Source organism: Terrabacter sp. 05T424, assembly GCF_056396225.1.
This window is the reverse complement of the sequence record NZ_JBFTLB010000002.1, coordinates 270,589-282,887: the sequence shown is the minus strand read 5'-3', so window position 1 is coordinate 282,887 and position 12,299 is coordinate 270,589. Positions and strand designations below refer to the sequence as shown.

The window sequence follows — 12,299 nt, the reverse complement described above, 5'->3', positions numbered from 1 at the left end:
GGCCGGCCTATTCAAGCACCCATGTGGGGTGGAGGGAGTGGGTCGGTATGCCCGGTGTCGGGCTGCCGTGGGTCAAGGCGAAGATCGACACCGGCGCTCGCACGTCGTCACTCCACGCCGAGGAGGTCGAGGAGTTCGAGCGCGACGGCCGCCCGTGGGTGCGCTTCACCGTGCACCCGTGGCAGGACTCGACCGTCGACCCCACGGTCGTCGAGTGCCCCGTCCACGACCGGCGCAAGGTGCGGTCGTCGAGCGGCCACGTGCAGCGGCGCCTCGTGATCCGCGTCGACCTGCGTCTCGGTGGGCGCACGGTGCCCGCCGAGGTGACCCTGAGCAAGCGTGACCGGATGGGCTTCCGCATGCTCGTCGGCCGTGAGGCGCTGCGCCAGGGCTACGTCGTCGACCCCGACCGGTCGTATGCCGCGGGCAAGCCGCCCAAGGACGTCCGCCGCCGCAACCGCGGCCACTGACCCGGCTCCGTCACCGCGCGCACGAGCGCTGCGGCGAGGAGGGCCGCCGCCGACGCCGCGAAGGGCGCCCCGGGGCCGTATGCCGTCCCGAGCGCCGTGAGGATGCCTGGCGCGGCCGTCGTGGCCAGGCCCCACGTGAGTCCCAGCACGGCGAGGTAGGTGCCCCGGCTGCCCTCGGGGGCCAGCGTGCCGGCGCGGGCCATCATCGTCGAGATGACGAGCAGGCTGCCGACGTCGAAGACGACGAGACCCGCTGCGAGACCGAGCGGTCCGGCGGCCAGGGCGAGCGCGCCGAGACCGAGGGCGGCGGTGACCTCGCCGGTGAGGATGACACCACGTTCGCCGGCGCGACGTCGCAGCGCTCCGACGAGCCAGGCGCCGGGAACGCTCGCGGCAGCGCCGGCGGCGAGCACCCAGCCGGTGACGGCCGGCGGCAGGCCGCGCTGCTCGACGAGGAGTGGCACCCCGAAGACGACGACCATCGTGACGGTCGCGGCGACGGTGCCGAGCGCGACGACCCGGCGGAGCCGGCGGTCCGTCAGCGCCCCGACCCACCGCTGCCTGGAACTGAGCACTCGACCGGACGATTCGTGTCGGGAACTGAGCACTCGATGGGACGGTGCGTGTCGGGAACTGAGCACTCGACCGGACGGTGCGTGTCGGGAACTGAGCACTCGACCGGACGGTGCGTGTCGGGAACTGAGCACTCGACCGGACGGTGCGTGTCGGGAACTGGGCACTCGACCGGACGGTGCGTGTCGGGAACTGAGCACTCGACCAGATGAGGGGGCACCCTCAGCGTCGAGTGCCCAGTTTCCGACGAAGCTCTTATCGGCGAGTGCCCACTTTCCGTCGGGGTCCCTCTGGTCGAGTGCCCACTTTCCCACGAGGGCGCAGGCCAGGCAGGTGGCGGCGTCGATGACGAAGAGCCAGCGCAGGCTCATTCCCGAGACGGGCGCCGCCACCAACCCAGCGAGGATGCCGGCCACGGCGAGCGACGCGTTGAGGGCCGAATAGGCGAAGGCCCGGGCGTTCTCGGGCACCAGGTCGCTCACGAGGGCCTGGGTCGGGGGTTCGACGATCTCGTAGGCCAGTCCGAGCAGCACGGCCCCGACGAGCGCCCAGGCGTACGTCGGCGCCGCGGCGATCACCAGCTGGGCCGCGGCGCAGCCGATGAGGCCGAGCAGGATCGTCGGGCGGTGTCCCCACGCGTCGGCGAGGTGACCGCCGACGAGGCGTGAGGGGATGGTCGCGACGCCGAAGCAGCTGAGCACGAGTGCGGTGCCGGCGGGACCTGCATCGAGGTCGCGCAGCAGGAGGACGCCGAGGAAGGCCATCGAGAAGCCGCCGAGCCGGTTGACGCACCGCGCGAGGATGAGCACGCGCAGCTGCGTGGGCAGACCCATGTGGCTCCTGACTGTCGAAGTAGGCTTTGGCAGTCACGACCCTAGAAGTGAGGAGGTGACTGGTCAAGTGCACTTCGACAGTCACATCGAACGGCTGCTCGACGTGTCCGTCTCGCTCGTCAACCTCGTCACGCCCGGCGACGCCAGGGGAGCGGCCTACGAGCCGCCGAGGGGAAAGGCGCTCGTCGAGGCCATCGCCGAGGCGACGTCGCAGCCCGACCGGCCCTCGCGTCCCACCGAGGCCCAGGCGCTGTCGCTCGTCGACGTGGTGCCGTCTGTCCGGGCCGTCTTCGTCGCCGCCGATCGTCACGACCTCGCCGCGGCTGCGGCGACGGTCAACGACCTGCTCGAGACGACGGGAGCCCGGCCGCGTCTCGACGCCGACGAGAGCGGTCGCCACCAGCTGCACTTCCACGGCCCCGACGACGGCTACGTGCGCGGCTGGCAGGCCGGGCTCGCGTCAGGTCTCGCGGTCGCGCTCGGCAGCGACCTCGGCGGACGGCTCGGCGTGTGCGCGGCCCCGGTCTGTGACCGCGTCTACGTCGACGGGTCGAAGAACGGCACGCGCCGGTTCTGCTCGCCGCAGTGCCAGAGCCGGGTCAAGGCCGCCGCCCACCGCGCCCGCACCCGCTGACACACGGACGGATTGGTTTCTCGATGGCGACGGGTTTCTGCCTCGAGGGGCGAAGCGGACGGATTGCTCTCTCGATGAACGCGGTGAGGGGCGCGCGCTCCTCACATCGAGAAAGCAATCCGTCCGGACGACGTCAGGGGTTGGCGTCGTGGGTGGCGAGGAGGCGGGCCTCGGCCTCCGCGTCCATCGGGCCGCCGCCGCGGTTCGTCGGGCGCTCGGGCACCCCTTCGCGCTGGAGCCAGGCCCACGTGTCGGCCACGGTCTCGGGCATCGGGCGCGGGCTCAGCCCGGCGGCATACGCGGCCGACACGTCGCAGTCGTGCAGCCCGATGTACTCCCCGGTCGGCGGGACCCAGATCGGCAGCTCGGTCCACGGCGAGACCTCGGCGGCCTCGACGGTCTCGGGTGTCACCCAGACGAGCTCGGCGTCACTGCCCGTCACCGCCCTCACCTCGTCGAGCAGTCGGCCCATCGTCGTGTGGCCCGAGGCGCTGACCGTGTTGAAGATGCCGACGGGTCGCGATCCCAGGACCCAGTCGGCGATGTCGCGGCAGTCGACGTACTGAAGGGGGCGCCCGTGGGGGCCGGGCACGGGGACGCGACCCCCGGCGGCGATGCGGTCCAGCCAGAACGGCATCCGGCCGACGATCTCGTAGGGGCCGAGGATGAGGCCCGCCCGGGCGATCGCCACGTCACCCTCGAACTCTGCCTGGACGGCGAGCTCTCCGCCGCGCTTGGCGGCGGCGTAGTCGGCACCGTCGGTCGAGGACGCGTCACCCTCGACGACGGGTGCGCTCTCGTCGGCGCCGGGCTCGAGCGGCCACGTGTAGACAGAGCGGGACGAGATGTACGTGTAGTGCGGCGCGCGACCGCTGAGGAGCCGGGCCGAGGTCTGCACCGCGACGGGTGCGGCCGACCAGGTGTCGACGACGGCGTCCCACTCGTCGTCGCCGAGCGCGGCTCGCATGGCGTCCGGGTCGAGCCGGTCGGCGTGTCGGGCCTGCGCCCCCGCGACCGGGTGGCCGGTGAGGCCGCGGGTCACGGTCGTCACCTCGTCACCGCGGGCGAGCCCGGCCTCGACGAACGCGCGACTCCGTCACGTGACGGAGCGTTCTCTCGATCGGGGGTGGGGTGGGGGAGAGGGGCTAGTGCCAGTCGGTGATGTGGGCGGTGTCGGAGCGGCCGTCGGTGAGGTCGGCGACGTGCTGGGCGAACCGCGGGCAGGCGACGATGTCGTGCGCGCGACACCTCAGGGCGTGCTCCGTCATCTCGCGCGACCGCTCGATCGAGCGTGCTCGCTCGACGAGGTCGCGCAGGTGCGCCTCGAGCACCTCGTGCCGACCCTGCGCCTCGCCGTCGAGCAGCACCCCGATCTGGTCGAGGGTCATGCCGGCGGCCTTGTTGCGCACGATGACCGCGACCCGCACGAGGTCTGCGCGGCCGTACCGGCGGTAGCCCGACGCGTCGCGTGAGGGGGTCAGCAGCCCGAGGCTCTCCCAGTGCCGCAGCACGTTGGTGGGCAGGTCGAACCGCGCCGCCAGCTCGCCCACGGACCACACCTGGTCGCGATCACTTGCCTTCATCCCGACATGAAGGTACACGCTCGGTCCTGAACAACGACAGCAACAGTCTGGAGACACCGTGCACACCGACATCGCCATCATCGGAGGCGGCCCCGCCGGCCTCCAGGCCGCTCTCTCGATCGGCCGCATCCACCGCGACGCCGTCCTCTTCGACGACGGCACCTACCGCAACGCCACCGTCAGCCACATGCACAACGTCGTCGCCAACGACGGCACCCCGCCCCATGAGTTCCGCGCGCTCGCCCGCAAGCAGCTGTCGGCGTACGACACCGTCAGCGTGCGGGAGGAGCGGGTCGAGTCTGTCGATGAGGTGGACGGCACCTTCCACCTGCGCGTCGCCGACGGCTCGACGCTCACCGCGTATGCCGTCGTGCTCGCCACGGGCGTGCGTGACATCCTCCCGCCGGTGCCCGGTCTCGAAGACCTCTGGGGCGACCTCGTCGCGCACTGCCCGTTCTGCCACGGCCACGAGCTCTCGGATGGGCGCATCGGCATCGTGGGCGCCGCGATCGCGCCGCACATGAGCGCCATGCTCGGCCGCGTCGCGTCCGACCTCGTCGTGTTCACCGACGGCGAGTCGCTGCCCGAGGAATGGGACGCGCGTCCCGAGGTGCGGACCGAACGGGTCGTGTCGGTCGAGCGCCACGACGGCGGAGTCCGCGTGACCCTCGACGGCCCCGACGGCGGACCACGCCACGAACAGGTCGCCGGGCTCTTCGTGAAGCCGACCCTGACCCAGTCCGCGCCGTTCGCCGAGCAGCTCGGCCTCGAGCTCAACCCGTCGGGCTGCATCCGCGTCGACGAGTTCGGCCGAACGAGCCGCCCGGGCGTCTTCGCCGGCGGCGACCTCGCCCACCTGCCCGCCTACCCGATGCCGATGGCGTCCGTGACCATGGCGGCCGCCGCGGGACAGGTCGCCGCGTCCGCCGCGATCATGGCGGTCCTGTCGCGCTGAGCCTCAGGCGTGGAGGCCCCCCGGAATGCCGGCAGGGTGGACGCCGCAGGCGCGACGGCCCCAGTGGTGCGGCATACGATGCCAAGACCCCGAGAATCCGAAGGAGTGGCACATGCCGCGCGACCTCGCCCCCGATCTCGTCGAGCGCCTCACGAAGGCGTTCGAGGCCGATCCCACCGCCCGCATGCTGCAGAACGCCGTGACGACGACCTCTGTCGACGACATCGCGCTCGACCGCCGCGTCGTGACCAGCATCGACCACTCAGTGTCGAACCTGCTCGACGACTGGTCGGCCACGTCGCAGGAGAAGAGCGGCCGCTGCTGGCTCTTCGCAGGCACCAACCTGCTGCGTGCCGGCGCGCGAAAGACACTGAACGTCAAGGACTTCGAGTTCTCGCAGAACCACCTGCTCTTCTGGGACAAGTTCGAGAAGGCGAATCACTGGCTCGAGTCGATGATCGCGACGGCCGACCGCGACGTCGACGACCGCACGGTCGCGCACCTGCTCGCGACCCCGGCCGAGGACGGCGGGCAGTGGAACATGTTCGTCGCGCTCGTCGTCAAACACGGTCTCGTGCCGAAGGTCGCCATGCCAGAGACGAAGAGCTCGAGCAACACGCGCCTGATGAACCGCGACCTCAGCACGATCCTGCGCCAGGCGGCGCGTGACCTGCGGGCCCAGGCCGCCGGCGGCGCGTCGGAGGACGAGCTGCGCGAGAGCAAGGAGCAGGTGCTCGGCACGATCCACCGGCTGCTCTGCATCCACCTCGGCACCCCGCCCGAGTCGTTCGTGTGGCAGTGGAAGGACACTGACGGCGGCTTCCACCGCGAAGGTGAGATGACGCCGCTCGAGTTCGCCGACAAGTACGTGACGGTGCCGCTCGAGGACTACGTGTGCCTCGTCAACGACCCGCGGGCGAGCAGCCCGTACGGCCGCACGTTCACCGTCGAGCACCTCGGCAACGTCGTCGGCGCCCCGCCCGTCACCTACCTCAACGTCGAGTCCGACCTCATGAAGTCGCTGGCCGCACAGGCGATCGTCGGCGGAGAGCCCGTGTGGTTCGGCTGCGACACCGGCCAGATGAGCAACGCCGACCTCGGTCTCTGGGACGCCGGCCTCTTCGACCGCGCCGCCGTCTACGGCACCGAGCCGAGCCTCGCGAAGGCGGACCGCCTGCTCCACCACGAGTCGCTGATGACCCACGCGATGCTCTTCACCGGCGTCGACCTCGTCGACGAGACCCCGCGGCGCTGGCGCGTCGAGAACAGCTGGGGCACCGAGAAGGGCGACAAGGGCTTCATGACGATGAACGACGGCTGGTTCGCCGAGTACGTCTTCGAGGTCGCCGTGCGCCGTGACGCGCTGCCGGCAGAGCTGCAGGAGGCGCTCACGCAGGAGCCGGTCGTGTTGCCCGCCTGGGACCCGATGGGCGCCCTCGCCGGCTGACTCGTCTCGTGACTCCCACGACACCGGGCCCGTCCACGGACGCCGACGCGCCGGCATACCTCGGCGCGCTCGGCCTCCCGGGCCTCGCCGACGTGCACGTGCACTTCCTGCCCGACCCGATGCAGCGCAAGGTCTGGGCGTACTTCGACGAGGCCGAGGCCCACTACGGGACGCCGTGGCCGATCACCTACCGCACCGACGGCGAGCAGCGTCTGGCGACGCTGCGCGCCTTGGGGCTGAAGGCGATCCCCTCACTCGTCTACCCGCACAAGCCGGGCATGGCGGGGTGGCTCAACGACTGGTGCGCCGACTTCGCCGGTCGCGTGCCCGACGCCGTGCACTGCGCGACGTTCTACCCCGAGCCGGGGGTCGGTGACCTCGTGGCGACCGCACTCGACCGCGGCGCACGGCTGTTCAAGATGCACGTGCAGGTCGGTGACTTCACCCCCGACGACGAGCGCCTCGACCCGGCGTGGGCCCGGCTCGAGGCCGCACGGGTGCCGGTCGTCATCCACGCCGGTTCGGCGCCGATCCGCGGCACGCACACCGGCCCCGCGGCGGTCCGCGAGGTGCTACGCCGGCACCCCGACCTCGTGCTCGTGGTCGCCCACCTGGGCATGCCCGAGTACCACGAGTTCGCCGACCTCGCAGACGAGTTCGCCGGGGTGCACCTCGACACGACGATGAGCGGCACCGACTTCACGAACCGCTTCGCGCCCTTCCCCGACGGCTACGTCGAGCGGCTGGCGTCCCTGCGCGACCGGGTCGTGCTCGGGTCGGACTTCCCGAGCATCCCCTACCCGTACGCGCACCAGCTCGACGCGCTGGCCCGTCTGGGCCTCGGTGACGACTGGATGCGGGCGGTGCTGTGGCACAACGGCGCCCGCCTGCTCGGTCTGTCCGATGGTCTGTCCGACGCCTGATCGGCGTCTGCCTACGGACCGCCCGGGTCAGGTCAGTTGCTGGCGCAGGAACGCAGCGGTGCGGCGGATCGAGGTGTCCCACTGCGGTGACGTCAGGGTGTGCCGACCGCCCGGGTAGACGTAGAGCTGGACGCTCTTGCCCTGAGCCTCGAGCGCTGCCACCGACTCCTGCGACCACGCGATCGGGCAGTCCTCGTCGGCCGTGCCGTGGTGGATGAGCAACGGCTCGGTGATGCGGCTGAAGTACGTGCGTGGGCTCGTCGCCGCCCACTTCGCGGGCTGGGCCTCAGGGGTGCCGAGCCGGGCGATGACGGAGCGTGCCGCACTCGCCCTGGACGCGTCGCCACGCACCCACTTGTTGAAGTTGTCCACGGTGTCGGAGCTCACCGGCGCGTAGGCCACGGCGGCACGGAAGAGGCCGGGCCGTACGACAAGGGCGTTGTAGACGACCCCGCCGCCCATGGAGCGCCCGATGAGCGCCACGCGCGAGGGGTCGACCAGCGACGACTGCTTGAGGGCGAGCCCCGCGTTGATCGCGTCGATCGTGTAGCCCGCGCGCAGCCTCGCGTCGTTGGTCGGGTCCTTGCTGGACTGCGCGTGGTTGCGGTAGTCGATGTGCAGGGTCACGTAGCCCTGCCGGGCGAGGTAGTCGCGCTCGCGGAGCATCGTCTCGCCGTTGGTGTACACCGCGGGGTCGACATAGCCGTGGGCCAGCACGACCGCCGGGAAGGGTCCCTTGCCGCGCGGCACGTTGATGCGCCCGGAGATGGTCAGACCGTTGCTCCGGTAGCTCGCGAAGTACTGCCGGTAGGCGCTCGTGCTGCCGCGTTCGGCGCCGAGCCTCAGCCCGTCGCCCTCGTACTTCGTCGCGATGAGCGCCGCGATCGACGCCTGATCCGCGGGGGCGGCCGGGTTGGGCGCCCTCGTGGGCGCGGGCCCGCTGGCCTCGGGAGTCGACCGGGTCGGTTCGCTCGCTGGTGGGCTGGGCGGGACCGTCGAGGTGCCCGCGCCGCTGGACGGCGTGCTCGACGCGGTGGCTGTGGGCTCTGGCGAGCCGCCACCTGTGTCGACGGTCGGCCCGCTGCTGGTGCAGGCTCCGAGCAGCAGGGCGACGGTGAGGCCGGCGGTCAGCCCGGCCCGTGTCCTGGCGGCGGATCGCACGGGGCGCACCCTCCGAGTCTCACCCGCGAGGCCGGAGATTCCCAGTCCACTCCCAGCCTTCGTGCCCGTTCCGAGACCTTCGGGTGTCAGGAGAGGGTGGCTGCGGCCTCGAACACGGTCCAGGCCTGCAGCTGGGGTGAGAGCTCGAGCGGTGGCCCGGGCGCACGGGCGCCGGGCTCGATGGGGAAGACCGTGGGGTCGCGTCGGCCCGACACCGGGAAGCTGTCTCGGCCGCGCCACAGCGCGTCGGCGGTGTCGAGGACGAGGCGCCGGGCGACGTCGCGGGCGTCGTCGGGCAGACCCGAGCGAGCGGCGGCGGCGAGGGCGAGGTAGCGCACGAGGATGCCGGTGAACAGGCCGCCGTCGCCGCCACCGTGGGTCCGCAGCACCCGGGCGCCGTCCTGGTCGTTTGTCAGGTGCGAGTCGACCGCCGCGACGAGCGCCGCAGCGCGGTCGAGGCTCTGCTCGTCGCCGAGCGTCACGAGCGCCCCGAGCACCGTGCCCTGGTTGTAGGACCAGACGTCGGGGACGAGCACCTCCACTCCCGACCGGAGCCGTATGCCGTCCTGCACGAGCCCGCTGTCAGCGGACCACAGGCGCGCGTACAGCCAGTCGACGAGGAGGCGAGCCTCGCCGGTGTCGCCAAGACGCGCGAGGTGCAGGGCGGCCGGCCCGGTCGCGGGGCTGTTCTTGAAGTCGCGGTCGCGGCTCCAGAACAGGCCGCCGCCGAGGTCCTCCGTGTGCGCCGAGCGCAGCTGGTCGGTCAGGTGCCGGTCCGCCGAGCGGAGGCGACGTTGCCGGGAGCGGCGGCCGATCTCCGCGTGCAGCGCCCCGAGCCGACCCGAGGCCAGCGCGAGCCAGGCCATGTCGTCGTAGAAGTCGTTGACCCACCGGGCGCGGTTGCGCAGCCGGATCGTCGCGAGCAGCCGATCTCCTTGCCGGGCATGGCGTTCCGCGCCTGCCGTGTCGCCGGTGCGCAGGGCGCGCAGTCCCGCGTCGACGATCGCGTCGAGGTAGTGCGCCTGCCACCAGTAGTGCCAAACGCCGCGCAGGCCGCCGAACGAGCGACGACCGCTCGCGGCAGGGTGCGAGATCTGCGCGAGGTGGGTCCACGGCATCCGGCCGAGTCGCCCGCCGAACAGTGCCTCGACCGAGCGTTCTGCCTCACCAGCCCGCTCGTCGAGGGGGCCGGGGGTGAGGGTCGGCGTGCTGGCGGCAGACACGCTCCGGACGCTATCGCGTGTCCCGGTCGTGGGCCGGACTGTGCGAGGGTCGGACCGTGGAGACGACAGGGCCGGCCGTCACCGACGACCTGTGGCGCAGCGTGACGCCTCAGGTCATCGGAGCGCTCGTTCGTCGCTACCGGGACTTCGAGCGCGCCGAGGAGGCCGCGCAGGAGGCGCTGCTCGCGGCAGCCGCGCAGTGGCCCGAGGAGGGAGTGCCGGACGACCCCAAGGCGTGGCTGATCCGCGTCGGCTCACGCCGACTCATCGACGGGCTGCGCAGCGACGAGGCTCGGGTCCGGCGCGAGGTCGCCGATGCGAGCAGGACGCCGGATGACGAGAAGGTCGGCCCACCACCGGATGCCGACGGGCCGCCTGAGGTCGAGGACACCCTGACGCTGCTGCTGCTCTGCTGCCACCAGGTGCTGACCCCGCCAGCGCGGATCGCCCTGACGCTCAGAGCTGTCGGCGGTCTGACCACGGCGCAGATCGCGCATGCCTTCCTCGTTCCGGAGGCGACGATGGCGCAACGGATCAGTCGCGCCAAGGCGAGCATCCGCGAGGCCGGGTCGCAGTTCCGGATGCCGCCCGCCGCTGAGCTGCCCGCCCGCCTGAGCGAGGTGCTCCACGTGCTCTACCTCGTCTTCACCGAGGGACACACGGCGAGCAGCGGTGACGCGCTCGCCCGGGTGGACCTGACGGCCGAGGCGATCCGGCTGACCCGCCAGGTGCATGCCCTCCTGCCCGACGAGGGCGAGGTGACGGGGCTGCTCGCCCTCATGCTCCTCACCGAGGCGCGGCGCCCCGCCCGCACGTCGCCGGCGGGTGAGCTCGTGCCCTCGCCGAGCAGGACCGCTCGCTCTGGCACACGGCATACGTGCGCGAAGGCGTCGAGCTCGTGACGGATGCGCTCACGCGGACGCAGCTCGGGCCCTACCAGGTGCAGGCGGCGATCGCGGCGGTCCACGACGAGGCGCCCACCGCGGCCGAGACGGACTGGGCACAGGTGCTCGCGCTCTACGACGTGCTCCAGCGGCTCGCACCCGGCCCTGTCGTGACGCTCAACCGGGCGGTCGCCCTCGCCATGGTCGAGGGCCCGGACGCCGGTCTGGCGCTCCTCACCGACCTCGAGGGTGACAAGCGGGTGGCGCGGCACCACCGGCTGCACGCGGTCCGCGCCCATCTGCTCGAGCTGCGCGGCGACACCGACGCGGCCCGCGAGAGCTACCAGCTCGCGGCGCGGCTCACCACGAGCGTTCCCGAGCAAGAGCACCTGCGTCGCAAGGCCGGCGCCCTCTGATCCGCCCTCTGATCCGCCCCTTGCGTGACCTCCTTGGGGACGGGCTCGTTTCCCGACGAGACCGTCCCGGACGAAGGAGTCCCACGTGCCGCGCCCGCCCCACCTCGTCGCCATTCTTGCCACCGCGCTCGTCGCGGCGGCCGCCCTCATGTCGGCCGGCCCGGCCGGCGCCCTGACCCAAGGGCCGGCTGCGGCTCCAGCCCAGCAGCAGATCGTCCAGCTGGGCGACTCCTACTCCGCGGGCAACGGCACGGGCACCTACGAGGAGCGCAGCTGCTACCGCTCCCCGCGCAACTACGGCAGCCAGGTCGCGGCGTCGCTCGGTGCGTCCTACGTCGACCGAGCGTGCAGCGGCGGCGTGATCGCCGACATCCTGCAGCCGCGTGACGTCGGTGACGCCTCCACGAAGTCCGCCACCTACTCGATCGACCCCGCGACCTACCCCGACCAGCGGGCCGAGTGGCTCCGGCGGGCACAGACCGAGCGGCTCTGCGGCGTGCCTGCGCAGCCCGACTTCTCCTACCGCTACACGTTCGTCGCGGGCGCCGGCGTCGGAAGTCTCTACACCGGCACCGTCTCGTGCCAGCTCGTCGTGCAGCCCCAGATCGACGCGGTCACCCCGGCCACCGACCTCGTCTTCGTCACCATCGGCGGCAACGACCTCGGCTTCTCGACGATCGTCACGAACTGCCTCGTGCTGCGCGACCCGTCGAGCTGCCGCGACACGCTCGAGTCCGCGCGCGCGAAGGCTCCCGCAATGGTGGAGCGCGCGAAGGATGCCCTTCGAGCTGTCGAGGCCCGCTCGGGTGGCCGCGCCGAGATCTACCTGCTCGGCTACCCGTACCTCGTCAACACCGAGAGCTACGCCATCCCGGAGGTTGCTCCGACCTACGACGCCGGCGCGGCCCTCAACGAGCTGCAGCGCTACGGCGACCAGCTCCAGGCCCGCGGCATCGCCGAGCTCGACGCCGAGCCCGGAGCCGATCGCTACCACTTCGTCGGCACCGTCAAGCAGGCGTGGGGCGGTCATGCCCATGGTCTCGACCCGCACGTCGTCGCCGACAACTCGAACGCCTGGCTGGTCCCCGTCGGCACCCCGGGACGGGACGTCGCCGAGTTCGTCCACCCGACCCAGCCGGGCTGGGACGCGACCGCGGGCGCCCTGCGTACGGCCGTGGCCGGCTGAGTCGCCCAGCC

General features: G+C 72.1%; 12 protein-coding genes and 1 pseudogene. 8 read left to right on the top strand and 5 right to left on the bottom strand.

Features of this window, described 5'->3' with window-relative positions:
• Positions 1-47 precede the first annotated feature (47 nt).
• Complete coding sequence (locus AC1DE0_RS06390; protein ID WP_478098368.1) at positions 48-470, top strand: ATP-dependent zinc protease family protein; 423 nt, start codon at positions 48-50, stop codon at positions 468-470.
• Here the strand turns inward: AC1DE0_RS06390 and AC1DE0_RS06385 are convergent.
• Positions 392-1,876: an MFS transporter gene (locus AC1DE0_RS06385; protein ID WP_478098366.1), complete on the bottom strand. Its 1,485-nt coding sequence runs from the start codon at positions 1,874-1,876 to the stop codon at positions 392-394. The genes AC1DE0_RS06390 and AC1DE0_RS06385 overlap by 79 nt on opposite strands.
• Positions 1,877-1,931: 55 nt before the next feature.
• On the opposite strand from AC1DE0_RS06385, the gene AC1DE0_RS06380 reads away from it, so the two are divergent.
• Positions 1,932-2,510 (top strand): CGNR zinc finger domain-containing protein, encoded by a 579-nt coding sequence (locus AC1DE0_RS06380; protein WP_478098364.1) that lies wholly within the window; start codon positions 1,932-1,934, stop codon positions 2,508-2,510.
• Between the two features lie 133 nt (positions 2,511-2,643).
• Here AC1DE0_RS06380 and AC1DE0_RS06375 read toward each other — a convergent pair.
• A pseudogene (locus AC1DE0_RS06375) lies at positions 2,644-3,585 on the bottom strand (Rossmann-fold NAD(P)-binding domain-containing protein); the annotation flags it as partial.
• A gap of 70 nt (positions 3,586-3,655) precedes the next feature.
• Positions 3,656-4,093 carry a MerR family transcriptional regulator gene (locus AC1DE0_RS06370; protein ID WP_478098362.1) on the bottom strand — a complete coding sequence of 146 codons (438 nt, stop codon included), beginning with the start codon at positions 4,091-4,093 and terminating at the stop codon, positions 3,656-3,658.
• Between the two features lie 58 nt (positions 4,094-4,151).
• Here AC1DE0_RS06370 and AC1DE0_RS06365 point away from each other — a divergent pair, with 58 nt between their 5' ends.
• The 3 genes from AC1DE0_RS06365 (at position 4,152) to AC1DE0_RS06355 (ending at position 7,418) form a co-directional block, all read left to right on the top strand.
• A complete protein-coding gene (locus tag AC1DE0_RS06365) occupies positions 4,152-5,048 on the top strand; it encodes an NAD(P)/FAD-dependent oxidoreductase (RefSeq protein ID WP_478098360.1) in 897 nt (298 codons plus the stop codon).
• Between the two features lie 112 nt (positions 5,049-5,160).
• The gene (locus AC1DE0_RS06360; protein ID WP_478098358.1) at positions 5,161-6,495 is read left to right on the top strand and encodes a C1 family peptidase; all 1,335 of its coding nucleotides are present in this window, start codon (positions 5,161-5,163) and stop codon (positions 6,493-6,495) included.
• A gap of 8 nt (positions 6,496-6,503) precedes the next feature.
• Positions 6,504-7,418: an amidohydrolase family protein gene (locus AC1DE0_RS06355; protein WP_478098356.1), complete on the top strand. Its 915-nt coding sequence runs from the start codon at positions 6,504-6,506 to the stop codon at positions 7,416-7,418.
• Between the two features lie 27 nt (positions 7,419-7,445).
• Here AC1DE0_RS06355 and AC1DE0_RS06350 read toward each other — a convergent pair whose 3' ends face one another.
• Both AC1DE0_RS06350 and AC1DE0_RS06345 read right to left on the bottom strand, forming a co-directional pair.
• Positions 7,446-8,588, bottom strand: coding sequence for an alpha/beta hydrolase family protein (locus AC1DE0_RS06350; RefSeq protein ID WP_478098354.1), 1,143 nt, complete (start codon positions 8,586-8,588; stop codon positions 7,446-7,448).
• Positions 8,589-8,665: 77 nt separating this feature from the next.
• Positions 8,666-9,802: a glycoside hydrolase family 76 protein gene (locus AC1DE0_RS06345; protein WP_478098352.1), complete on the bottom strand. Its 1,137-nt coding sequence runs from the start codon at positions 9,800-9,802 to the stop codon at positions 8,666-8,668.
• A gap of 56 nt (positions 9,803-9,858) precedes the next feature.
• Here AC1DE0_RS06345 and AC1DE0_RS06340 point away from each other — a divergent pair, with 56 nt between their 5' ends.
• The 3 genes from AC1DE0_RS06340 to AC1DE0_RS06330 all read left to right on the top strand — a co-directional run bounded on the left by AC1DE0_RS06340 (position 9,859) and on the right by AC1DE0_RS06330 (position 12,288).
• Complete coding sequence (locus AC1DE0_RS06340; RefSeq protein WP_478098348.1) at positions 9,859-10,704, top strand: RNA polymerase sigma factor; 846 nt, start codon at positions 9,859-9,861, stop codon at positions 10,702-10,704.
• A complete protein-coding gene (locus AC1DE0_RS06335) occupies positions 10,680-11,102 on the top strand; it encodes a hypothetical protein (RefSeq protein ID WP_478098346.1) in 423 nt (140 codons plus the stop codon). Before AC1DE0_RS06340 ends, AC1DE0_RS06335 begins: the two co-directional genes overlap by 25 nt.
• Positions 11,103-11,187: 85 nt before the next feature.
• Positions 11,188-12,288, top strand: coding sequence for an SGNH/GDSL hydrolase family protein (locus tag AC1DE0_RS06330; RefSeq protein ID WP_478098344.1), 1,101 nt, complete (start codon positions 11,188-11,190; stop codon positions 12,286-12,288).
• Positions 12,289-12,299: the final 11 nt, after the last annotated feature.